This window comes from Prevotella heparinolytica (genome assembly GCF_004342845.1).
Taxonomy (GTDB): Bacteria; Bacteroidota; Bacteroidia; order Bacteroidales; family Bacteroidaceae; genus Bacteroides; species Bacteroides heparinolyticus.
In genome coordinates this window covers 59,573-83,269 of sequence record NZ_SLXB01000020.1, presented here as the reverse complement: position 1 = coordinate 83,269, position 23,697 = coordinate 59,573, and the positions used below count along the sequence as shown (strand labels likewise).

Annotated in this window: 19 protein-coding genes; 3 read left to right on the top strand and 16 right to left on the bottom strand. The window is 48.1% G+C overall.

The window, feature by feature from the left end:
* The 9 genes from EV202_RS10640 to EV202_RS10595 all read right to left on the bottom strand — a co-directional run.
* On the bottom strand, positions 1-205 hold a 205-nt coding region (locus EV202_RS10640; RefSeq protein WP_131927045.1), incomplete at its 3' end, for a hypothetical protein.
* A gap of 201 nt (positions 206-406) precedes the next feature.
* A complete protein-coding gene (locus EV202_RS10635; protein ID WP_125239443.1) occupies positions 407-1,642 on the bottom strand; it encodes a sodium ion-translocating decarboxylase subunit beta in 1,236 nt (411 codons plus the stop codon).
* On the bottom strand, positions 1,642-3,474 hold the full coding sequence (locus EV202_RS10630) for a biotin/lipoyl-containing protein (RefSeq protein ID WP_106068249.1): 1,833 nt from the start codon (positions 3,472-3,474) through the stop codon (positions 1,642-1,644). Before EV202_RS10630 ends, EV202_RS10635 begins: the two co-directional genes overlap by 1 nt.
* A 39-nt stretch (positions 3,475-3,513) precedes the next feature.
* Positions 3,514-3,774, bottom strand: a complete 261-nt coding sequence (locus EV202_RS10625; protein WP_106068248.1) for an OadG family protein — start codon at positions 3,772-3,774, stop codon at positions 3,514-3,516.
* A 267-nt stretch (positions 3,775-4,041) separates the two neighbouring features.
* Positions 4,042-4,842 (bottom strand): TrmH family RNA methyltransferase, encoded by an 801-nt coding sequence (locus tag EV202_RS10620; protein ID WP_106068247.1) that lies wholly within the window; start codon positions 4,840-4,842, stop codon positions 4,042-4,044.
* Between the two features lie 99 nt (positions 4,843-4,941).
* The gene (locus EV202_RS10615) at positions 4,942-7,575 is read right to left on the bottom strand and encodes a transglutaminase-like domain-containing protein (RefSeq protein ID WP_394364520.1); all 2,634 of its coding nucleotides are present in this window, start codon (positions 7,573-7,575) and stop codon (positions 4,942-4,944) included.
* 500 nt (positions 7,576-8,075) lie between these two features.
* Positions 8,076-8,489: a DUF2141 domain-containing protein gene (locus EV202_RS10610; RefSeq protein WP_106070394.1), complete on the bottom strand. Its 414-nt coding sequence runs from the start codon at positions 8,487-8,489 to the stop codon at positions 8,076-8,078.
* A 56-nt stretch (positions 8,490-8,545) separates the two neighbouring features.
* Positions 8,546-10,471 carry a TonB-dependent receptor plug domain-containing protein gene (locus tag EV202_RS10605; RefSeq protein WP_131927044.1) on the bottom strand — a complete coding sequence of 642 codons (1,926 nt, stop codon included), beginning with the start codon at positions 10,469-10,471 and terminating at the stop codon, positions 8,546-8,548.
* Positions 10,472-10,609: 138 nt separating this feature from the next.
* The gene (locus EV202_RS10595) at positions 10,610-11,512 is read right to left on the bottom strand and encodes a LytTR family DNA-binding domain-containing protein (RefSeq protein ID WP_131927048.1); all 903 of its coding nucleotides are present in this window, start codon (positions 11,510-11,512) and stop codon (positions 10,610-10,612) included.
* A gap of 219 nt (positions 11,513-11,731) precedes the next feature.
* Between EV202_RS10595 and EV202_RS15085 the strand changes: the two genes are divergently transcribed.
* Positions 11,732-11,872 (top strand): hypothetical protein, encoded by a 141-nt coding sequence (locus EV202_RS15085; RefSeq protein ID WP_164996205.1) that lies wholly within the window; start codon positions 11,732-11,734, stop codon positions 11,870-11,872.
* 87 nt (positions 11,873-11,959) lie between these two features.
* On the opposite strand, the gene EV202_RS10590 is transcribed toward EV202_RS15085, so the two are convergent.
* The 3 genes from EV202_RS10590 to EV202_RS10580 all read right to left on the bottom strand — a co-directional run bounded on the left by EV202_RS10590 (position 11,960) and on the right by EV202_RS10580 (position 14,408).
* Positions 11,960-12,334, bottom strand: a complete 375-nt coding sequence (locus EV202_RS10590; RefSeq protein ID WP_131927042.1) for a YccF domain-containing protein — start codon at positions 12,332-12,334, stop codon at positions 11,960-11,962.
* A 230-nt stretch (positions 12,335-12,564) separates the two neighbouring features.
* A complete protein-coding gene (locus tag EV202_RS10585; protein WP_131927041.1) occupies positions 12,565-13,275 on the bottom strand; it encodes a murein L,D-transpeptidase catalytic domain family protein in 711 nt (236 codons plus the stop codon).
* A gap of 86 nt (positions 13,276-13,361) precedes the next feature.
* Complete coding sequence (locus EV202_RS10580) at positions 13,362-14,408, bottom strand: L,D-transpeptidase (protein WP_131927040.1); 1,047 nt, start codon at positions 14,406-14,408, stop codon at positions 13,362-13,364.
* Between the two features lie 342 nt (positions 14,409-14,750).
* Here EV202_RS10580 and EV202_RS10575 point away from each other — a divergent pair, with 342 nt between their 5' ends.
* Together EV202_RS10575 and EV202_RS10570 are read left to right on the top strand one after the other, a co-directional pair.
* Complete coding sequence (locus EV202_RS10575) at positions 14,751-16,691, top strand: heavy metal translocating P-type ATPase (RefSeq protein ID WP_131927039.1); 1,941 nt, start codon at positions 14,751-14,753, stop codon at positions 16,689-16,691.
* A gap of 17 nt (positions 16,692-16,708) precedes the next feature.
* The gene (locus EV202_RS10570) at positions 16,709-17,155 is read left to right on the top strand and encodes a Fur family transcriptional regulator (RefSeq protein ID WP_131927047.1); all 447 of its coding nucleotides are present in this window, start codon (positions 16,709-16,711) and stop codon (positions 17,153-17,155) included.
* Positions 17,156-17,710: 555 nt separating this feature from the next.
* Here the strand turns inward: EV202_RS10570 and EV202_RS10565 are convergent.
* From EV202_RS10565 to EV202_RS10550, 4 genes are read right to left on the bottom strand one after another with little or no spacing between them, the layout of a single operon-like run.
* Entirely contained in the window at positions 17,711-18,025 is a 315-nt protein-coding gene (locus EV202_RS10565) for a hypothetical protein (protein WP_131927038.1), read from the bottom strand.
* 2 nt (positions 18,026-18,027) lie between these two features.
* Complete coding sequence (locus EV202_RS10560) at positions 18,028-21,246, bottom strand: efflux RND transporter permease subunit (protein ID WP_131927037.1); 3,219 nt, start codon at positions 21,244-21,246, stop codon at positions 18,028-18,030.
* A gap of 11 nt (positions 21,247-21,257) precedes the next feature.
* Positions 21,258-22,340, bottom strand: a complete 1,083-nt coding sequence (locus tag EV202_RS10555; RefSeq protein ID WP_131927036.1) for an efflux RND transporter periplasmic adaptor subunit — start codon at positions 22,338-22,340, stop codon at positions 21,258-21,260.
* A gap of 17 nt (positions 22,341-22,357) precedes the next feature.
* Entirely contained in the window at positions 22,358-23,668 is a 1,311-nt protein-coding gene (locus tag EV202_RS10550) for a TolC family protein (protein ID WP_131927035.1), read from the bottom strand.
* Positions 23,669-23,697 lie beyond the last annotated feature (29 nt).

The following is a 23,697-nucleotide window of genomic DNA, read 5'->3' as shown; positions in this document are numbered from 1 at the left end:
CGAACGAGCGCACCGCCGTGCGGTAGTTCTCGGCAGTGGAGCGGCTCACGCCACGGGCTGCCGCACCGGTGAAAACCGAAAGCGTGAGGACGGCGTTCCGCTCTTTACTTACGTTCCTTACTTTCTTTTCCTTCTCCTTTTTACTAATGGGACTTACTCTCCGGAGTCCGTCCGCCCTTCTGAAATAAGATAGAATACTGAACATCTGTATCATGGTTTTGCGTTTCTTTGATTCGAACGCAAAAATACAGCGTGAACCTTAAATGAGAAAAAAAGCCCGCCATCGAACAGTATCTTGTTCAACGACGGGCAGCTTATGATATTCCCAATATTATATCGAGGTCGTTATTTATAACCCTCCGTGATGTTACACACAAAGTGTGCCTTGAATGTTTTATGTCAATGCCTATCCGAGGAACGAAATCAGCACGCCCGCAGCAACGGCCGAACCGATAACTCCTGAAATATTGCTCGACATACAATAGTTAAGCACATGATTCTTGGGGTCGTACTTCGTCGCAATGTCATTGCATACGCGGCTCGCCATAGGCACGGCACTCAGCCCCGTCGCACCAATCAGCGGGTTGATTTTCTTCTTGCCGAACAAGTTGAACAGCTTCACAAAGAAGATACCCCCTGTGATGGACAACGCAAATGCCAAAAAGCCGCCGATGACAATGCCGATAGTGGTCCAGTTCAAGAATGCCTCGCTGGTCATCGTGGCGCCTACGCTCAGCCCCAAGAAGATGGTGGCCGCATTCATTATGCTGTTGGCCGCCGCATCGAACAAACGGCCGGTATCGGAACCTATCTCCTTAATCAGGTTTCCGAACATCAGCATACCAATCAAGGGTACGGCCGTGGGTACGAACAACGCCACAACCGTGGTCACCGCAATCGGAAAGATAATCTTCAATACACGCAGATTCTTGATCTCGGTTTTTGAAGGATAAAGCTTCTCCTGCTCCTTCATATTAATCATCAGCTCTTTCTTGGTGCAGAACAGTTTCACCACCATAGGAATGATGACGGGCACCAACGCCATGTACGAATAAGCCGCTATGGCAATGGGACCGAGCAGATGAGGAGCCAGCTTGATGGTGGTGAAGATGGCCGTAGGCCCGTCGGCACCACCGATAATGCCCAGTGCACCGGCCTCTTTCGGGGTGAAGCCCATCAGCACGGCACAAAGCAGCACGGTGAAGATGCCCAGCTGTGCAGCCGCACCGAAAATGGACAGCCGCAGGTTGCGGAGCATCGGGCCAAAGTCCGTCAACGCCCCTACCCCCATGAAGATGACGGGCGGCAGGAAACCGGTCTTAATCAGCATATAGTAGATGAAGTTCATCAATCCCAAGTCGTGCGCAATCTCGTGAAGCGGCATCTCCCAGATGTTCTTCAATACCCCGTTCACCGCAACCATTCCGTTTTCATCTGCCTGAATCACTCCCATATCACCGCCGGGAAAGTTGGCAATGAGCACACCAAAAGCGATGGGCACCAACAGCAACGGTTCATAATGTTTCCTGATTCCCAAGTAGAGCAAGATGAAAGCAATGGCATACATCACGAGGAATGACGGATCGGCAATGATATTGCTGAAAGCCGTCATGTCATAGAGTTTTGCAAATATATCTTCCATCATCCAATCTTCATTAATACGTCATCTTCAGAAACAGAATCGCCCGAATTCAGGCAAATGGCAGTCACCGTCCCGTCAAAATCGGCACGGATGGCATTGTATGTCTTCATGGCCTCGATGTAGCAGAGCAAATCGCCCTTCTTCACCTTGTCGCCCACCTTCACGGGCGTTTCCTGCGCATTCTTCGTCAGGAAGAACTTGCCCTCAAGCGGTGCGGGCACATCCTGCCCTTCGCCTATATGGGAGGTAACTTTCTCGGTAGCCGAAGCAGGCAGGTCGATATCGCCGTAAGCCACCGTCACACGATAGGCCTGCCCGTCCACCTGCACCGTGAGTGTCTTCGGCTTGGCATCATCCAGGGGAGACCTGTCGCGCTCGGCACGGCGTTTCTCCACATCCTCCAGAAAGTCCTCCTTCGCTTTTCCGCTCATGTAGGCCTCGTATTGCGCCGGGTGCATGGCATACTCAAAGAGTTCCTCATCGTCCTCGCCAAGCTCCCACTTGTTCTCTTTCATCAGCTTGCGATACTTATCGAGCGCATCGGGATAGTTATCCTGCGGATTGCCTGTAAAGAACTTGCGCCCTTCGCGGTCGGCCTTCTCGATAATCTCGGGAGCCAATTGCCCCGGCAACTTGCCGGCTTTGCCCAACAGCATGTCCCAGATGTCATCGGCAATCATTCCCCAACGTTCCTTGCCTTTTTCCATGGCTATGACATTCATCATGGCCAGATTCTTGACGTACTGGCTGAAAGGGGTCACCAATGGAGGATAACCCACGCGCGGCCACACATAAGCCACTTCATTGAACAGCTTGATAAGCAGTTCGTCCTGCTTCATGAACGGCAGGTTACGCTTCGCCTTGTATTTGTTGATGGATTCCAGGTTCGACTCCAAATCGGCCATCAAGCTGCCCATCATGCCGCCCGGAAGTCCGGGAGCTATCAGCAGCGAATTCATCAGGCGGTTGCGCGGGCTGATGTACAAGCCGAGAAAATCATCCATAAACTCCTGAATAAGTGCACGCACTTTCATGTATGCTTCCATATTGATTTCGGGCACTTGGAAGCCTGCATCCTTCAGCATGGCCTGCACACTGATGAGGTCGGCATGGCCCGTACCCCATGAGAGCGGCTCCATGCCAACGTCGATGTAGTCGCAACCGGCCTCGCACACTTCGAGGATGCTTGCCATATTGAAGCCCGGCCCGGCATGGCTGTGATATTGCACGGGGATGTCCTTTATCTGCTTGATGCCTGCCACAATCTTGCCCAACGACACCGGCCGGCCGATGCCTGCCATATCCTTGATGCAGATTTCATCAGCACCCGCTTCAATCAGGGTTTTCGCCATATCTACATAGTATTCCACCGTATGCACCGGAGAGAAAGTGATGCAGAGCGAACATTGCGAAATCATGCCGGCCTCATGAGCATAAGTGATGGACGGAATGATGTTGCGGGTGTCGTTCAATCCGCAGAAAGTACGCGTGATGTCCGTACCCTGAGCTTTCTTTACCTTATAGAACAGTTGACGTACATCAGCAGGCACGGGACTCATGCGGAGTCCGTTCAACGCGCGATCCAGCATGTGCGTCTGTATGCCTGCCTCATGGAACGGCTTCGTCCACTCGCGCACAGCTTTATTCGGGTTCTCTCCAAACAGAAGATTTACTTGTTCAAAACCTCCGCCATTGGTCTCTACACGTGCAAAACAACCCATCTCAATGATGGCGGGAGCCACTTTCACCAGCTGGTCGACGCGGGGCACGTATTTTCCGGCACTTTGCCACATGTCCCTGAATACCAAACTGAACTTAATTTCTCTTTTCATGCTAAATGATTCAGTGTGTTTTATATTATAAGATTATTATCATCGGATTTTCTCTACTTTGGCCACTTTTCCCTTGCCTTGCGTCACCACTGTGACGGCAGCACCGATGGCCGCCAGAATGTTTCCGGAAATGGGAGCAGCTCCGTCAGCCGTAGTCTTGACAGACTGCGCTTCTTCGGGTGCATATTTATTCACAAGTGCAATAAGCCCTTTCCCTAAGTATATAACAATCAACAGGATGGCAAAGACAGTAGCCATACCTATTACCATAAGCAGAAGTGCAATATTCAGGTTTTCCATATATAATAAATTATTAGTTATTCAGTTGTTTTTATAAAAAAACGCTCGAAATTAGCGATAATCAGTGAAAGGAAGGCAGTAAAAAATAATAAAAGATGCTAAAAAAAAAGTTTCTCCTATTTCGGAAAGAGAACAGACATGGGCTTTATTTTCCGATTTCTCTATGAATTGTCGCACATAGAAACTAAAAACAATCGTTTTATCAGCTCCTCATCCCATCATCCGATTGTATTTTTACTCAATTCAGCGTTTCCTCGCCGAACTTCCTTAACGAGCACGCAGTTCCCAAAAAGCCACCGCTGCCGCCGCTGCCACGTTCAGCGAATCGACTCCGTGCGACATGGGAATGCGTACCACGTAGTCGGCTTCGGCTATCCTCGCAGGCGGAAGCCCGTCGCCTTCGTTACCCACTACAATGGCCAGCCGCGATTGAGATGCCAAGATAGGATCGTCAATGGAAATGGATTTGTCCGTAAGAGCCATTGCCGCCGTGCGAAAGCCGAAATCCGCAAGAGTGCCGAGAGGACCGTCCATCCAAGTCCAAGGAACAAGGAAAACGGAACCCATCGACACCCTGACGACACGACGGTTGAAGGGATCGCAAGCGTTACGCGCAAGCAGCACGCCATCCATGCCGATAGCGGCTGCCGAGCGGAAGATGGCACCTATATTGGTGCTGTCCGTCACTCCGTCGATGACAACGATACGGCGGGCTCCGCCACAAACCTCCGCAAGGCCGGGCAGAGCAGGTCTGCGCATGGCACAAAGCACTCCTCGCGTCAAGACATACCCCGTGAGACGGGCAAGCAGTTCCCTTTCGCCGGTATAGACAGGCACATCGGCGCAACGTTCAATAATCGCGGCCGCATCACCATCGATATGTCTGCGCTCACATAAAAGGGAAACAGGTTCGTAGCCGGCATCCAAAGCCACTTTTATCACTTTGGGGCTTTCGGCAATGAACATTCCTTTGTCCGGCTCGATGCGGTTGCGCAACTGGGCTTCGGTCAGAGTACTAAAGATTTCCACTCCCGGATGGGACAAAGATGATATTTCAACAATCGGCATATTTCACGTCTACAGAGTCGGTTTAAACTTTATACGGTCTCCTATCGATACTGTTTTAATGCGTCTTTTCATTCTTGTGGAGAGCCGGCTTCCTGTTTCTCACAGGTTTTCGACAGTTTTCATCAGCTGTTCGCCTAATCCGATGGTATATCCTTGCGATACAAAGACCACGCGATTGAACGTATCGGCAATAATGAATATAGGCAATGCCTCCTTGTGTTTCAGCTTCATGTTATTCACAATCTGTTCAGCTATGCCGTCGGTGTCGATGCCATAGCAGATGGTGGAGGGCAGGCCGGGGAAGGAAGCGGGAGCGAACTTTGCGGCTTTGGCCTCATCGGGGAAGAGAAGCACCATCGGGCGCCCCCACTTCTCCAACTTGTCCTTAAAGGCGGCAATGTCGCGCAACGCATGATTGGTGGGTTCTTGATTGAGGCCCAAGATGCCTACAACGAAATAACCTCTTCCGCAAGCCTGCAACAGGCTTCGTTTATCTGTTCCGCCATCGCCGGAGCGAGGAGTAAAGAGCGATTCGGAATTGAAGCTCCCGATGACCTGCACCTCATCCTTGCGCTCGCGCATCACCAGTTCAATCTCCGTCGTCTGCCCCGGAACGATACTGAAGAAAACAATCCGGGAAAGCACGCCACCGCCGGCAAGGCGCGTGCCTGTCACCAACACATAGCTTCCGGCATCCAATGCCGTGCCGTTTTTCAAAAGGCCGGCCCATGTAGTGCCGCCTCCCATATCCGCATCGCCCTCATCATAAGAGAGTAATTGCAGACGCCCTTGCGAAGTCAGCTTGGAGAGCGTGAAATGGGAGTAATATTTCGGATCGTCCAATGAGGCAACAGAACGGTATCCGGCCACAAGACGGCCTTTTTGCAGCATTTGGCTTTCAGGTTGCACTTGGTCGAAATTCACATCCACAGCACCGTTTGCCGTCATCAGTTGCACTTTTCCGGTCACTTCGTCGATGCGAGCCGGTATCGCCATGCTGCGTGCCATCGAAACGAAGAATATATCGCGACTGTGGGCATCTGCCACTCGAGCCTTCCACACGCCTTCAGGGGTGATGGGCGCTCCTCCCAGATTACACTCTTTCTCTATCCGGATATGCTCGGCCACCCATGCCACCAGTTTCATCGGTTCAGCCTCATAAGCCTCGGCATCGGCTTTCGACACCACATTCTTGAAAAAAGTCTTATAAGGCGTAAGCATCTCATTGCTCACGCGCGGATTGCGTACGTACTTGCTGAAAAGGCTGTTATCCTTGCACATGGGAGAGAGCATGTGGTCTATCAGCACCTCTTTACGGACATCGCGAAGATCTTTGGCCGAAATTTGCTGCAAGAGGTCGAAACCACCACGCTTTGACTTTTCAGAACGCAGCCGGGCCATGAAATCGGATATAACCCGATGATTGCCCCGGGAAGCAACCAACAAGCGGGAAGCAAGTTCTTCATCTAACTTGTAGCGTTTGGCAAACTCACGTGCCGTTTCATCGGTCATAAACGTTGATACATACGCATTTCGGATGGAATCTTCGCGAGCCATGCGGCGGTCGTTCTCAGCCCGTTGTTCGGGAGTCACCTCAGGCAAGTCGGCACTTTCGGGAGGCGGAACGATATCAAAGTCTACGGTATGGGCTTCGCCGGCCACCTTATCTATCTTCACCGTCAGTTCACTCTCCTTGCCGAAAGAAAGTTTGGCATAACCGAACTTGCCGTCTTTGGAAACCCACACCAGCATATCTCCCTTGCCTGCCGTCAGAAAGACTTTTCCTTTCTCATCGGTCTGCTTGCGGGCCACGGTATAAAACTCCGCATAGTTATAGAGCTTGAATTCCACACATGCGTCAGTCACCGGATTTCCCTGTTCGTCCTCCACCGTAACGATAGCCTTAGCCGTCGGCGCATAATTTTCCACTACATTGATTTCGGTATAATTGGGTGTGACGGACATCACCTCTTCTGCTCCCTCGTAACGTCCGAATACTTTGGTGTGCATCAGCATGCCACGACTGGCGGGCGCATTGAACCAACCGAGATTCAGCACCGGTTCCGGTTCGCAAGCGCCGAGGAAGTACCATCGTCCGTCGGCCCATGCCTCTACCCAAGCATGGTTGTCGTCCGTATGCGCCCAACGGGGAGTGTAGACCTGACGGGCAGGAATGCCCACCGAACGCAGGGCGGCCACCAGCAAAGTGGACTCTTCGCCGCAACGCCCGTAGGCTGTTCGCACCGTAGCCAAAGGCGAACTGGTACGAGAATCGGAAGGGGTATAGACGGCCTTTTCGTGACACCAGTGATTTACTTCCAAAATGGCGTCATATAGGGAAAGAGATTTCACCCGGTTTTTCAGTTCTTCATAAAACACCACCCGTGCGCTGTCCAATTGCTCATTGTTCACCCGCACCGGAAGCACAAAATGGCGGAAAATGTCTTCAGGGATGGTCTTTCCCCAAGGCATCTCCTCTGCCGCCTTCCGAGAGGCACGTATATTCATCAGATGGAACTCGCCGGGATAGTCGGCTATGTCGGCCAAAGGCATGTAAGCATAAAGAAACTCCAAGGCTTCACGCTCATATGCAGGCAAATCCATATCGAACACGGCAAACAAATCGCCTTGCGGCAACATTGCCTTTTTCCGGCTGAAATCCTGTTCCACACGCCGACGATAAGCAGCATCAGTGATAAAAGAACGTCCGCCGCAAGCGGCCAGCAAGCACATCAGTACTAAAAGAAAAGAAAATCGTGTAATTCGCTTCATCATAATCTATTTTAAGGTTGGGTCACAAAAGTAGTATAAATCAGGAATAAAATAAAATTTAAAGCCCGCTTATTCTCTTCAATGCAAATTAAAACAACCCTTTAAATAGAAGAATGAACAGCAGAGGAGGAAGCCATAAAAGCAGATTATCCCAAGAAGTCCAAGCCTCATCCGACATTGAAAAATCACACCAAAAAGAGAGCATAAACAGACCTTGAAAAACCAATAAGAAAAGAAAAGCCAAACAAGGTCTTATATCGAGGCAACCTAAGTAGTATACTTAGGGTACCTAAGTCCTATACTCAGGGTATCTAAGTCCTATACTTAGGTCTCCCCCCGTCAGAAGCTATTCTGACAAGGGGTATGCGGTCTTTCATTTTCATAGTCGGAAAGGAACTTTGAAAAAGTAAACGAATATTACATCACCAACACCTCTACGACTGAATCATGGAGGTATGCTTCTATCTCAAATGTATCACCAAAGTCGTATCTGCCGAAAAGATGAAACTGCATTTGTCGTATGACGGGGGGCCCATAACACCCTCGGCATCATTGCTGAAACCATACTTCTCCGTAGGAATGCCATAAGCTCCGGTATCCAGACTTCCGTTTCCATTTTCATCCTGAAAGAGAGAAACAGCATACGTCCCGACGGGTAGTCCCCGACAGGGAATAGAAAGTATTTTATCTTTCACATCTACCCTGAACGTCGCTATAGGCTTTTTCATAAACGCCTCCTCCGAATTGTAGATGGCTACATAAAGATGCCCCTCCGCCTTTTCAATGTCACGAACCTCAATGGTCAGGTTTTGGGCAAACAACAGTGTCACCGTGCCTTGAAACAGACACACTAAAAAAACAATCATTGCTTTCATTTTCTTCATTCTTTTAACGTTAATACTCGATAATATGTTTTACACTATCTGCTATCTTAAAAATTAGACACATCATAAGCCGCTTTCTTTCCCAAAGTGACATACACGCCCACACAGAAGAAATGGTCTGCCGATGCCAAAATCGCTTTACCGTCCACCTTGCCGAATTCGTTCTTCCTGCACAGAATATTGGTGGCGGAAGCGTGTATAATGACTTTTTTATTTGCCAGAAAAGTCACACCCACATCCAGACTGTTGTAGGGCTTCACTTCATCATTCATCAACCCCGGCAATGCGGGGTTGTGATAAGGCCGCCCACTGCTGAAACGATTGGTAAGGCCTATGATGGAACGCAGTCGGGGCAAAGAATACTTCACAACCAATGCGGCATTGTGCCGGGTGGCATACTGAGGAGTGGTCAGTTCCCGATAAATCCGGTACTTACGCTTGACTATATTATAAGTATAGGATAAGCAGTATTCCAGACTCTTGAATGAAGCCCCGTCGCGAAAGAACAAATCGACACCTTTGCTGTATCCGTAACCACCGGAGATAAGATGCCCGACTTTTGCATCGACACCCGTTTCCTCCAATGCCAACCGGTCGTAATCCTTATAATAAAGCTCTGCTTTACAGAAACGGCCTCCATCCTCATACTGCGCACCCAGATTATACTGCATACACACTTCGGATAACAAATCCTTTCGGCGTATCAGATAACTGTTTTCGGGTAATTGCGTATAACGCCCGATGGTTCCGGACAATATCACATTACCTCCGTAATAGTTCACAGCCAAACGGGGCGAAAAGTTCATCTTCCGATTCAACGACACATATTCCGTACGGAAAGAAAGTTCCGCTTTCCACTGTTCCCACGGATAATAAGTCGCAGAAAAGAACCCGGCGCAAACAACCGGACACAAGTGATTATTTTCTTTTATCTCCCCAAGCAGATATCTATTCTCATAACCACGAATATAACTCTCTACTCCCATATCTATCCGAAACACGGATGACAACCGTTTAGAAGCTTTTGCCTTCAAATGCAATTCCTGTTGGCGCTCCGACCAATTATCTCCCGAAACAACCGCACCATCGATCTTCCGATTATAATAAGAGTAAGCCATCCCTGCAAACCGGCTCCATCCACTGGACGTATGCTTGCGATATGTAGCATTGACATAAACATTGTCCTCGCCCAGCGCAAACAAACTGCGGGTATCTCCCTCATAAACGGAGAAGTCCGTCCGGTCATATTGCGCATAGATTTTCAGGAGTCCGGCATCACGAGGAGCATAGCGGAATTGGGTAGCTGCTGAAAACATACGGTATGGTTTCTCAAAATCTTTTCTGCCGGAATATATTTCATCATACAGGCCCAAGTTCTGATAATTCAAATCGACAGACAGAGACCCGCCGCGAAAAGTCTTTGTACCCCCTCCGCCTACACCAACCACAGAAGCATTCATTCCCACCTTGTCAACCCTGCTGTAATCTTTCGTTTCAAGTGGCAGGACAGCCGAAAGTGCTTCTCCATATTCTTGTGGAGCACCTCCCGAAGCAAGACTCACCCCACTGAACATAAAAGTGGAGTAGCGGCTACGGGCAGGAGTATTGATGCCGTTCGAAGTATAAGAATTCAGCACATGCATTCCATCTATAAAGGTCTGTGTTTCCCTACTGCTGCCCCCGCGCACCAACAATTCTCCGGTTTCGCCCTGCACTTGAGTGCCCGGCAGCGTCTGCAAGGCTTTATATAAATCTCCGTTCGCACCGCCCACAGTGACTAACTCCACAGGGTGGATATCGCTCCAACGGCTGTTGGCAACCGGCGTTTTCCTGCCTTTCACCACCACCTCTTCCAAAGCGATACTGTCTATATGAAATTTCAGACGCACCGTATCGGTCATATACTTCTGCGCAAATAAAGGATGTATCAGGAGCAGCCCGCTCAATACCAAAAAAAATGTTCTACTTCTCATTATTTTGCCATTTATCTCGTTTTCTGCCGCAAACATAAAGGAAGAATACAAGACAAAAAAATATCCGGGACAGACATCCCGGATATGTGACGACCAACAAGCTCTTTGTGATGAACTGTATATTTCTGTGACGAACGACTACCTTTTTATACGGTTCTCAATCAGTACTCTCACCTCTTTGGCATAAGCGCGCGAAACGGGAACTTCCTCTTCACACCCTTCAAGGTTCAACCTATACCCCTGTGAGTTTCCGTCTACTTTCACCACCATCCGTACATTCACAAGAAACGCCCTATGGCAACGTATGATGAAAGGACAAACAGCAACCGACTCCTCCGCCTGCTTCATGGTGGCACGCAACATCTTCTTGACAACCGTTCTTTCTCCATCCGGGCGATAAGCCACTTTCACATAGTTTCCCTCTGCCTCTGCATAAAGGAAATCTTCCGCCGCGACTTCCAATGAATCCTTGCTTCCTCCGGCGAAGGTCAGTACTCCCCCGAAAGAAGTCTTCTCTACCGGCCTGTTCTCCACGTCTCCTAAAGATATTTCTTTTGAAAGATGGAGGTTTATTTCCATAGCCTCCCTCAGGTTACGGGTCAGTTGCAGGTTTCTATTCCACATCAGAAAAATGACGATAGGAAACGGGGACAGCAGCAATACCCACATCAAGCAAAGCAAAAACAAACTGATATTCAAAGCAACTCCAAACTGCCAAGAAGAGTATAACCAAATACCAACGGCAACCATAAAACAGGTGATTAAAATATTCAGCAGGTTTTTTCCTAAAGTCCATCTCTCTTCTCTATAATAGGCAGGAAACAGCAAGGGAAACAGATATACTGCCAAAGCCGATGCAAGCAAAGTGACCGCCCCATAGCCCAATAATACAGGAAATTTATTATACTGCATTTCCGAGATTCCAAACGGCTGCAACAAATACAGTATCAGAAAAATAACAGCCGAAGGCAACACCACTGCCTTCCAGCGTTGATACAATATCGGATAGGGGCTTTTCAGGAGTTCCGCCCATTTACTCATAAACATGATAGATACATAGTTACACAGATGCAAAGATATGTAATATATTTGTTATATACAGATTACAAATCACTGTATTCTAAAGATAACAAAGGGAAAAATTCTATTTTTTATGTTATAAAACATGTTTTATCAAAATAAAGTCGTATCTTTGCAACGTGAAAGAAAAGAAGTAAAAACCCGCTTTCCGAAACGCGGAAAGCACAAAAGATGACAATTATGAAAAAGAATGCAAATGAAATTTTGATGTTACAGTACCAAATCAAGCGTTATCAAGCAATGGGAAACGGTACTATGTGCCAGACTCTGAATGGCAAACTGCAAAAGCTGCTCGCAAAGCAGCCTCACTTAACCATGTAAAAAACACTTTTAAAATAAAATGAGCGAAGGGCGGAAGACCGAAATGGTTCTCCGCCCTTCTTCTTTTATGACTTTGTGAATAAGCAATCAGGCTGCAACTATATCTTTTCCGAAAGGCGTCAACGCCAATCCTGCCAATTTAAAATGCTGCATGCCGAAAGGAATGCCGACGATGGTGATACACAGCAACAATCCGAATAGCAAATGCGAAAAGCTGATCCAGATGCCGCCCAAGAATATCCACACCACATTCATCAATACATAAAGACAACCGGCTGAACGCTCTCCGCTACGCACCTCCTTACCAAAAGGCCACAAAGCAAGGCTTGCCAGCTTCAAAGTCTGCATGCCGAAAGGAATACCAATAATGGTAATCATCATCAATAAACTGGCTGCAAGGTATTCCACGGCAGTAATAATACCACCGAACACCAACCACAAAATATTCATTAAACCCGCCATACCTTCATTCTCTTAATACATACTCAATGCAACAAATATAGAACATTCTTTATTCATAACCGGTATTTTTTCTCCGTGTCCCGACAACCCTCCTGATAAAAAACATTTCGGGCACTTGCCGGAAATCTTCCGACAGAGAGAACAGATAAAAGACCAAACCATTAAAACCTCCGGAAAACAATTAAAAGAAGAAACGGTTTTAATTCGGCCGACAAGCAGCAAATTGTTCCTCAGAATTGCCCGTCATTCTGCAACACAGAACTTTGAGCCAGATAATCCGGCGCTTCTGCAAAAATGTACATCACGCTCCCTCCCTTGATGGCATCAATAATAGGACGTGAAAGTTGCTGAGGTACAGCCGGACAACCGAAACTCCTTCCTAACCGGCCTCCCTTGCTCACCACCGACGGATTGGCATAGGCGGCTCCATGCATCACAATGGCACGCTCGCGGGCACGGTCGTTGATTCCTTTCTCCAAGCCATCCAGAACAAGTGAATAGCCATTCTTCCCCTGATAAGTGGTTCCGGTGAGATAAAAGCCCAACGAGCTTTTATAAGAGCCGTATTCGTTGGAGAAAGAAGTGGCGTATTTCTCACCGCTGTTCTTTCCGTGAGAAACAACCGAAGAAAAAAGCATCTTGCGCTCTTTCATATCGAAAACAAAAAGACGTTTGTCGGTCGAAGGACGGGAGAAGTCAATCAACGTCAATACATCCCTCTTCCGGTTTTCTATCTTATAATAACCCGCCACAGCTTGCCGAAAAGCCTTCCAATTCACAGTCCCTTCCAACTGCATGGAATGATACAGGTCGGCGCAAAAATCCGTGTCGCCCACACCTGCGGCGGAGGACATACCTTCTTCATTCTCCCATGATTTGCCATTCGTGGACAACACACAGGGGATAAACAAAAAGAGGAAAAATAAAGTAAACCGTCCCATAGGATTCCGCCAGAAAGATAATGGCGACAAAGTTAGTTTTTTTCTTTCATACAGCTATCAAACAGACAGTTAAAAATCCGTGTGTTCTATTCGATGACTACTACCAAAGACTTTTCAACAGGTGCCCAGTCGAAGATAAACTTAGCGTGCGAAGTTGCGTTTCGGACGCACATATGCGAACGGGGCGTTGTCCCCAAAGACTGGCTGTATTCAATCAGAGACGTACGCGGCACATTTACCGGCACTCCGTGTATATAAGCGCCATTGGTAAAGCGGCTGGCATAGGGCGCATAGCCTCCCGTGGCAGTAGAGCCGTCCTTTAGAAACACCATACGCGACTTCTTTTGCTGGAGCAGATACATTCCCAACGGCGTCTCTTGGGCATGAGGCGGAGCATAGCGTCCGGTAGTGGCCGGATTCATGCTGCGTATCTTCCACACACCCTCGGAAATACGCTCCAAAGCGGTTATATTCTGATCGAGCCGATCTACAAAAATCACGTGATTAAAAAACGTACTGTCTTCCAACTGCTTCAGATAACGAGAGGGTGATAACCATTCTTCTTCAAATGTTACGGGATGTATCAGGCAGAAACTCCCTACCCTGCCTCTGAGATAGGCCAATGTCCCGTCTCGTCCATAACGTTCGGGCACAAGGGTATCGGCAGGCAGATACAAGGGGACGGACTGATAACGTTCCACGCCCAATGTATCGGACACACGCCGATAGGCATCGCGCACAAACGTACGCACCAACGTAGCTTCTCCATTCAGGTTCTTATAGTTCTGCAACACCACCAACCTTGCCGTATCGAGCTGCATGTTCTCTATATAAGCAAGGCAATTGCAAATCACATCCCATTTGAAAGAACGCACAGTATCTTTATAAGGATAAGTGTCATTCAAGGTATACTTATCGTACAATAAATCTTTAGTAAGGGATATGTCGGCCGCACTCAACCGCTTAGCAGGGAGAGGCAGCCCGACTAAAGGCGTATCCGAAGCTGCGGAATCCGTAAAAGCCGAACTCCGGCCTGCTTCCGTCGGCAAAGGCAGTTCTTGCCGGTTATGACAGCCTGCAAGCAGAAAACAGCACAAGACAAACACACCGACAGAAAATGGAAATTGCTTCATAAAGACAAATTGAGGAACAAAGGTATAACATTTTTGAGATTAAATAACGATAAATCCCCGATTATTGTTACTTTTAAAGCAGCCCGCCCCATTTCTGCATCACCCATACAACCTACATACATGCTCTGTATCTGCACCGTACCAAGTCCGTATCAACTCCGCACCAATATAATTATAATACGGAGATGATACGAAGCAGGTACACATTCCTGACACGAAAATAAATCGGAGAACAAGACTATGAGATAGCACAAGTGTGGCAGAATATGGAACTTTGCAACTTGGTTGCATTCTTTTTCTATTATCTTTGTCTCGGAAAAAGATAAAAAAGGAGGAAACGATATGAGCTGCAATTGTTGCTGCACACACAAGCATGCAGTAGAGAACGAAAAAAAGAATAGTTGGCTGAAGGACTATTGGCGAATCGTCCTCTCTGCCCTGCTGCTTTTGGGAGGCATTATCTTGAATTCGACAGACTTTACTCTCTTTCAAGAAAGATATGCGGCATTCTGCTGGTATTTGCTGGCCTATCTGCCGGTAGGGCTACCCGTCCTGAAAGAGGCATGGGAGAATATTGTACGAAAGGATGTCTTCAGTGAATTTACCCTCATGTCCATAGCCACCGTAGGTGCTTTCTATATAGGGGAGTATCCTGAAGGAGTGGCCGTAATGTTGTTTTATTCTTTGGGAGAGCTTTTTCAGGAGAAAGCGGTGGATAGAGCAAAGCACAACATCAGCTCTCTGCTTGACGTACGTCCGGAAACGGCAACGGTAATCAAGGATAATGAATCGGTGGTAGAGGCTCCTCAAACGGTAAAAGTCGGTGAGGTCATCGAAGTGAAAGCAGGAGAACGAGTTCCCCTGGACGGTGTGATGTTGGGCGAAGTGGCAGCCTTCAACACATCTGCCCTGACGGGAGAGAGCGTCCCCCGCAACATTCGGCAAGGTGAAGAAGTGCTTGCCGGAATGATTTCGACCGACAGAGTGGTAAGGATACGGGTGACAAAGACATTCGAGAAAAGTGCATTGTCGAGAATCTTGGAACTGGTGCAGGACGCTTCCGAACGAAAAGCGCCGGCCGAACTGTTCATCCGGAGGTTTGCCCGCATCTATACCCCCATCGTCACCGGATTGGCAGTGCTGATTGTCCTGCTTCCTTACATCTACTCCTTGATAATTCCTGAATATCCGTTCATCTTCAACGACTGGTTGTACAGAGCACTGGTATTTCTGGTCATCTCCTGTCCCTGTGCATTGGTGGTAAGCATTCCACTGGGATATTTCGGCGGCATAGGGGCTGCATCCCGCTTGGGAGTATTGTTTAAAGGAGGAAATTATCTGGATGCCGTCACCCGAATCAACACAGTGATATTCGACAAGACGGGCACACTGACCAAAGGAATCTTCGAGGTGCAGTCCTGCGAAACTCAACCGGACATGTCGGAAGAAAAACTTATACGACTGGTTGCTTCTGTGGAACGCAACAGCACACACCCCATAGCCAAAGCGATTGCAAGTTATGCCGGACAGAGGGGCATAGAGCCGATGGCCGTGTCGGACATTACGGAAATCGCAGGTCATGGTTTGCAGACCTTCATGGACAATGACCGTATTCTGGTAGGAAACACCCGGCTGTTGGATAAATTTCAGGTGAAATATCCCGATAAACTTTCGTCCATCGCCGATACGGTTGTGGTTTGTGCCATCGGCACAACCTACGCCGGGCACTTGCTATTGTCGGATACGCTGAAAGAAGATGCCTTCAAAGCCATTGAAGGACTAAAGGCATTGAATATCGACAACATCCAGATACTGTCGGGAGATAAGCAAGGGATTGTCTTTAACTTTGCCCGAAAGCTGGGGGTGGCACAAGCATACGGAGACTTGCTGCCCGACGGAAAAGTGAAGCATGTCGAGGAGTTGCGTCGGGATGCAAGAAACAGAATAGCTTTCGTGGGCGATGGCATCAATGACACCCCCGTCCTTGCCCTCAGCCATGTGGGCATTGCCATGGGCGGTTTGGGCAGTGACGCTGCCATAGAAACCGCCGATGTCGTGATTCAGACAGACCATCCGTCCAAGGTAGCCACCGCCATCCATGCCGGCAGACAGACGCGTCGGATAATCTGGCAAAACATCTCTCTGGCATTCGGTGTGAAGCTGCTTGTACTAATCCTCGGCGCCGGCGGTATGGCCACCCTTTGGGAAGCTGTCTTTGCAGATGTGGGAGTTGCCCTCATCGCGATAATCAACGCCACACGCATACAAAAACTGATAAAATAGGAGTTGTAGAAAAGATGATAGAAGAAAAGAGATGCTTAGACCTTTTAGCAAAAAGGGAAATATCGCCTACCGCCATAAGGCTTTTAGTGCTGCAAGCCATGTTGCAAGCAGACCGTTCCGTATCATTGCTCGACTTGGAAAACATGTTGGATACCGTCGACAAATCCACCATTTTCCGTACCATCATGTTGTTTCTCTCTCACCATCTGATACATAGCATCGACGACGGAACGGGCTCATTCAAATATGCGGTATGCAACAGCAACTGCTCTTGCGGAGTGGACGACCTGCACACACATTTCCATTGCGAGAAGTGCAACAAGACTTTCTGCTTCACCAACATTCCCACTCCGGTAGTCAACCTGCCTGAAGGTTTTACACTAAACGGCATCAACTATGTGCTGAAAGGGCTTTGTCCGGAATGTGCGGCAACGGCAACAGAAAACAAAGGCTTTCATAAATAACGTGAATTCGGTACAACTTAACCTTAGTTCGGGATAAGAAGCAGGTCGACAGCCTCACCCAAAGGCTTGTATTTTAAGATTACAGTTCGTTGGCTATCAAGTATTTACTACTGCCTTGTCAGACACTTGCATCTAACGGCTCAGGCACTTGTGCCTGTCACGTCAAACACAAGTGTCTGTCGGCTTGAACACTTGCCTCTGTCACGACAAAGGATTGTAGCTGTCAAAACAGGGGGGGGAGGTCGGTCGACCTGAAAGGCTCTCTTCTGTCTGACCTCTGTAAACCGGTGCATTCAAGAAATATCTGCCCGACAGGATACAGCCCCTCGCCTTCAGCAAAAGGAACCGCCTGCCCCGAACCCGGGTTATCCCAAAGTTTGAAATAAAGAACTCTCTCCTCCGAACAGGAAGTTTTCTCATGGGAGTTTTCTTTTTTTCTCCCATAGAGAAGGAGTTATCTTTCCATACGCAGGCCGTCTTTTCCTCTTACATCAAACTAAGATTACTTACAGACAGGGTGTCTGCCATTGAACGGCCGTTACACCCTGTTCATAATCAGAAGAATTTAGAATTCTGCTCAACGTCAAGAACAAAAGCATGAACCGGAAAAGGGTTCTGCACCTCTCCATTGCAAGTTTCAACAACACGGATTACGCTTCGGGCAACTTCTTCGGAAGCAAAACTGAAAAACAGAATGGAATTGACTTTCGCTTCTGCCGCCGTGCCAAACCAATTCAATGCTACACGCTCTTTTTTCCGTTTATATCCGGTAATATCCATCAGGCTGAAACGGCTCACCCCGGCTTCATAGAGTAGTTTGGTCACCTGCTCCTGATACTCGGTTATACTTAATATCACAATCAGTTTCATACTTATTTCACTTTATTTTTCAACATCTTAAAGTACAGCAAAGGCACCACAACCAACGTGAGTACCGTCGAAGTGATGGTTCCGCCCATAAGCGAGATGGCCAGCCCCTGAAAAATAGGGTCGAACAGCATTACGATAGCTCCCAGCACCACACCTCCGGCTGTCAGGATAATCGGAGTGGTGCGCACGGCTCCGGCCTCGATTACGGCTTGTTTCAATGGTATCCCTATTTTGAGACGGATATCGATGAAGTCTATCAGCAATACCGAGTTACGCACCATGATGCCGGCCAAGGCAATAAAGCCAATCATGGACGGCGCACTGAAATAAGCCCCCATAATCCAATGCCCCAATACAATGCCTATCAATGACAGTGGTATGGCAGCCAACTGTACAAACGGAGTGACAAAACTTTGAAACCACCCTACGATGAGCATATAAATAATGACAAGAACAAAAAGAAATGCCAAACCTAAATCACGAAATACCTCGTAGGTTATTTTCCATTCGCCATCCCACTTGAGCGAGAAGTTGTCTTCCAACTCCGGTTGCATACTATATTCCTCCTGAAGCGTATAGCCTGCCGGAAGTTCAACCTTAGTCAACTCTTTCGATACGTCCATCATGGCATATACCGGACTTTCCAACTCGCCCGCCACCTCGGCAAGCACGTACACCACCCGCCTCTGATTTTTACGGTAGATGTTTTTAGGCTTTTCGCTTTCGGTCACGGTCACCAAGTGGCCTATTGGTGTAGACATTCCATGAGGATTGACCACATTCACACTCATCACCTCGTCGATATTCGATCGCTGCTCCTCGGGCAGCTGAAGCACAATACCCACCTGATTGACCATAGAGGGCTGATGAAGTACCCCCACAGGCATGCCCGACAATGCCGCACGCACATTCTGTACCACTTGCCCACTCGGAATGCCCAGCTTCATGGCTTTATCCTTATCCACTTCAAACCGATATTCGGTCTGGTTGCTTTCCACACTCCAATCCACATCCACTACATTTTCGGTTTCAGCCAGAAGTCCCTTTACCTGTTCGGCAATCTCAATCTGCTTTGTATAGTCATTTCCGTATATCTCGGCCACAATGGTGGACATGACCGGAGGTCCCGGAGGTACTTCAACCACTTTCACGTTGGCGCCATGTCTTTTACCAATCTCTTGTAAACCGGCACGCATCGACTTGGCGATGTCATGGCTTTGTTCGCTACGTTCGCCCTTGTCAACCAGATTCACCTGAATGTCAGCCACATTGTCTCCACTGCGCATGTCGTAATGGCGAACCAATCCATTGAAGCTGATGGGAGCCGATGTGCCTGCATAAATCTGATAGTCGGTCACCAGTTTGTGCCGACTAATGTAGGCACCCAATTCCTGCGCCACGGCAGCAGTGCGTTCCAGCGTTGTCCCCTCCGGCATATCAACCACCACCTGGAACTCACTTTTGTTATCGAAAGGCAACATCTTAACGGGCACCGATTCGGTATAAAACAAAACAAGCGACCCAAGTAGCACAACCGTCAGCCCGATCATAAAAGACCAGCGCTTCTTCCGGCTGTCAAGAAAAGGAGTGGTAATGGCTGAATAAGCCTTATAGATGCGTGTCTGCCGCACCTCTGCGCCCTCATCTTCAACAACACTGTTATCGTCGGCACCCTTTTCGTTTTTTCCTTTATACCTGAGGAAAAGGAAACCGAAATAGGGTGTGAGCGTAAGCGCCAACAGAAGTGAGAAAATCATGGCGATGGACGAGCCTATCGGCATCGGGCTCATATAAGGCCCCATCATGCCCGACACGAATGCCATGGGCAATACTGCGGCTATGACGGTCAGCGTAGCCAATATCGTAGGATTTCCCACCTCGTTAATGGCATGAAGAGCAGCCTGCATCGGCGGCAATTTCCTCATTTTAAAGTGGCGATACATGTTTTCGGCTATGATAATCGAGTCGTCCGTCACGATACCTGTCACAAAAACAAGAGCGAACAGCGTTATCCGGTTCAACGTATAACCCAGAAAATAGTATGCAAACAACGTCAGAGCAAAAGTGATGGGCACCGATAGGAATACGACCAAGCCACCCCTCCATCCCATGGCCAGCATCACAAACAGTGTAACGATGACAATGGCAATCGTGAGGTGCCAAAGCAATTCGGAAACCTTGTGCGAGGCAGTAAGGCCATAGTTGCGGGTCACCTCTACATTCAAATCGTCCGTAATAAGGTCTTTCTTCAGATGCTCCACCTTATTTATAATGACATCTGCCAGCTTCATTGCATCCGCACCTTTCTTCTTAGAGATAGAAACGGTTACGGCATCATATTCGTCGGGATGTTCGTTCTGTTTTTTCGGACTGGCGGCACCATAACCAAAGGAGACATAGGTATCGGGCAATTTCGGCCCGTCATTCACTGTCGCAATCTGATAGAGATAGACGGGGTGGCCGTCCTTGGTTCCCACAATGGCATTCTTTACTTCTTCCACATTGGCGAAGAAATTGCCGGTCTGCACAGAATAAACGACATCACCGGTCACCATATTGCCGCTTTGCATGTGGGCATTATTGGCTTCCAGCGAACGGGAAATCATGCTGAAATCCACTCTGCTTTCCGCCATCTTGTCCTTATCAAGCCAAACGTTCAGCTGGCGGCTTTGCCCACCCGATATATTGACCTGCGCCACATCCGGTATTTTCTTGATTTCATTGGATACCACCTCGGCTATCTGCCTGATTTGATAACCACCCATCCGGTCGCTCCACAACGTGAATGACAGAACCGGAACGTCATCTATCGAACGCGTCTTGACCAGCGGCACGGTGACACCCTGCGGCATCCGGTCAAGGTTTTTCATCAGTTCATTGTACAGCTTCACTAACGAGCGCTCCACATCCTCACCCACATAGAATTGCACCGTAAGCATGGCCATGCCGTTCATTGAAGTGGAATAAACGTCTTCCACCCCTTTTATATTCGAAAGGAGTTTCTCAACCGGCTGCACCACGGCTGTTTCCATCTCCTCCGGACTTGCTCCGGGATAGCCTATCATTATATCGGCCATAGGCACTTCAATCTGAGGCTCTTCTTCGCGCGGAATGGAGTAGATGCTGAATAGTCCGAGCAGCACAAAAGCAATCATCAGCAGGAGGCTCAGCTTGGACTTGATAAAAACCCTTGCTATTCTTCCCGATATTCCTTGTTCCATAGTTGTTCGTTTTATTTTTGTACACTGATTTTCTTTCCATTATATAACTTGCCTTCGGCATGGCGGATAATTCTGTCGTCCGCCTTCAGTCCGGATAAAACCTCCACTTGCCCGCCAATCTCTTTGCCAAGCCTCACCCAGCGAAGCAGGGCATAGTTATCGGTAGTAGCCACATATACACCGGTCAACTGGTCGCGCATTATAATGGAAGAAGCGTCTATCCAAACGTTTTTCGTGCTTTCCCTGCCCGTTTTTCCAAGGATGTAAATGCCGGCATACATACCGGCACGAAGGTTTTCTTTCTCCCCGGGAGCAATTGCAATCTTCATGGCATACTGTCCGCCACTGAGTGCAGAAGACGGACTGATTTCACTAACTTTCCCATCCAGACGTTTGCCAAGCGATTTAATATCCACTTTGACGGGATTGCCCACTTTTATGTAGGACACATGGTTTTCGGGCACTGAAGCTTTAATCTCCAGTTCACCCGATTGTTCCATGCTCAATAGAGGCATGCCCGAAGTGGCAGTACTTCCCTCGTCAATCATCCGTTGTGTGACTATGCCGGAGAAAGGCGCACGGATATCGGTATAAGCCAGCATGGCATTTACTTCGTTGTGCGCCTGACGCGCCATTTGCAATTTGGCATTGACAGAGGTTTGATTCAACTCCATGTTTTCAAACTCTTTCAGTGAAACACTCTTCCGTTCGTACAAGGCTTTGTAGCGTTCATAGTCCCGATTCGCATTTTTTGAGGCAGCTTCAGCCTCGGCCACCATAGCCTCAGCCTGTGCTTTTTTTGCTTTCAGGTCATCACTATTGATTACAAGCAACAATTGCCCTTGTCTTACTGCGTCTCCCTGCTTCACGTATACTTTATCAACAAACCCCATTACCCGGGTACTTATCATGGCTGTTTGCTTGGCCGACACCATTCCGCTTACAAAAAAGCCATTTTCATGCGAAGCGGTCGGCAAATAGGTTTCTACTGCAACAACAGTTTCTTCTGCTCTTTCATCGGTAGTCGATGAGCAAGCGGATAATGCAGCAATAAGTATAATCTCTGAAAAAAATATTTTTATAAATGTTGTCATAGTGATTTCTATCTTACTTATTTGACGGATGTCAGTAACTCTTGATAATAATAAGTGACATTATAACTCATCACAGCCTGAGCCAGCGAGAGCTTCTGCTGAGAAAATTGAGCCTGTGAAGCAAGCAAATCCGTTGTACTGGCCAAGCCTTCTTTATAACGGTTGTTCATTATGCGCAAAGCCTCATCCGCTTGCTCCACACTGGCCTGATGTTTCCTGATTTCTTGTTTCAGGTCTTGCAAATCCCGTGCGGTCTTATTCACCTCCATACGGCTTTTGTCCTTGTATTCCTCCAAATCCAGTTTCAGCTTATCCCGCCGGAGTATATCCGAACGCAACTTACTTGCATTTCTGTTTCCCGAAAAGATGGTCCAAGTCAAACTGACACCTGCCAGATAAGAATTATTATCAAATCCGAAAAACTTGGTATCGTTAAACTGATAACTGCCGAAAGCATTGACTTTAGGAAGGAACTTCATTACGGATGATTTCACCATGGCATTGGAGGCATCCACGACCCTCTGCATGGCAAGCACATCCGACCTCATCGGCGAAAATGAAGCAGCAATCCCGGTTTCCTCCTTCAACACCAACGAATCCGTCAGAAAAACATTGCCGCCTTCCACTTGTTCCATGCCGAGCAACAGTTTCAACCCGTCAGAAGCATTGGATATACTGCTTTCCGCTTTGGTAAGCGCACTTTCTATGGTGTTCACTTGTACTTGGGCATTCAGCACATCCGACTTCTGAACCAGACCCTGCTCATAGAAGTTTTGCACAGACCGAAGAATCTGCTCCACGTCCGATAAGGTTGCCCTTAACACCGCCCGTGCTTGATAAGCAAATTGCAGCCGGGTATATGCTTTCTGCACTTCGAATTTTATATAATCTACGGTATATTGCGCTTTATGCTTATATACGTCCTTCTGTATTTTTGCTCCCTGACGGGCATATATCATATCCGGATTGAATAAAGGCATTTGCACATCGACGCTTGCTCCATAATTCCGTGTAATGCCCGGATGATTCAATTTTGCCGGATCAAAGTCCTGCGCCGTCACCTTCTCTTGCTGAAGCAAGAAACCAAAGGCGTTCAACGGGTTATTTGTCACTACCGCTTGGTAGCCCGTCGACAACTGGGGCAGAAAAAGGGCGTCAGTCTGATGGAAATCAGCATTAGCCATTCTATGCTCCAACTCAGCCATCCGGATATTTTTATTGTTCTGCACCGCCATCAGCAAAGCATCGTCAACCGACAGGTAGGTGTCCTGCTGGGCTTTTAGCGGCAAAACAACAGCCAAGAAGCATAGTCCCACTATTAAAAACATATTCCTACGATTCATATGCTACAAACTTG

Coding starts and splice junctions, on each gene's coding strand:
- EV202_RS10635 (WP_125239443.1), bottom strand. CDS start 1,642: ATGGAAGATATATTTGCAAAACTCTATGACATGACGGCTTTCAGCAAT.
- EV202_RS10630 (WP_106068249.1), bottom strand. CDS start 3,474: ATGAAAAGAGAAATTAAGTTCAGTTTGGTATTCAGGGACATGTGGCAA.
- EV202_RS10625 (WP_106068248.1), bottom strand. CDS start 3,774: ATGGAAAACCTGAATATTGCACTTCTGCTTATGGTAATAGGTATGGCT.
- EV202_RS10620 (WP_106068247.1), bottom strand. CDS start 4,842: ATGCCGATTGTTGAAATATCATCTTTGTCCCATCCGGGAGTGGAAATC.
- EV202_RS10615 (WP_394364520.1), bottom strand. CDS start 7,575: ATGTGCTTGCTGGCCGCTTGCGGCGGACGTTCTTTTATCACTGATGCT.
- EV202_RS10610 (WP_106070394.1), bottom strand. CDS start 8,489: ATGAAAGCAATGATTGTTTTTTTAGTGTGTCTGTTTCAAGGCACGGTG.
- EV202_RS10605 (WP_131927044.1), bottom strand. CDS start 10,471: ATGAGAAGTAGAACATTTTTTTTGGTATTGAGCGGGCTGCTCCTGATA.
- EV202_RS10595 (WP_131927048.1), bottom strand. CDS start 11,512: ATGAGTAAATGGGCGGAACTCCTGAAAAGCCCCTATCCGATATTGTAT.
- EV202_RS15085 (WP_164996205.1), top strand. CDS start 11,732: ATGAAAAAGAATGCAAATGAAATTTTGATGTTACAGTACCAAATCAAG.
- EV202_RS10590 (WP_131927042.1), bottom strand. CDS start 12,334: ATGGCGGGTTTAATGAATATTTTGTGGTTGGTGTTCGGTGGTATTATT.
- EV202_RS10585 (WP_131927041.1), bottom strand. CDS start 13,275: ATGGGACGGTTTACTTTATTTTTCCTCTTTTTGTTTATCCCCTGTGTG.
- EV202_RS10580 (WP_131927040.1), bottom strand. CDS start 14,408: ATGAAGCAATTTCCATTTTCTGTCGGTGTGTTTGTCTTGTGCTGTTTT.
- EV202_RS10575 (WP_131927039.1), top strand. CDS start 14,751: ATGAGCTGCAATTGTTGCTGCACACACAAGCATGCAGTAGAGAACGAA.
- EV202_RS10565 (WP_131927038.1), bottom strand. CDS start 18,025: ATGAAACTGATTGTGATATTAAGTATAACCGAGTATCAGGAGCAGGTG.
- EV202_RS10560 (WP_131927037.1), bottom strand. CDS start 21,246: ATGGAACAAGGAATATCGGGAAGAATAGCAAGGGTTTTTATCAAGTCC.
- EV202_RS10555 (WP_131927036.1), bottom strand. CDS start 22,340: ATGACAACATTTATAAAAATATTTTTTTCAGAGATTATACTTATTGCT.
- EV202_RS10550 (WP_131927035.1), bottom strand. CDS start 23,668: ATGTTTTTAATAGTGGGACTATGCTTCTTGGCTGTTGTTTTGCCGCTA.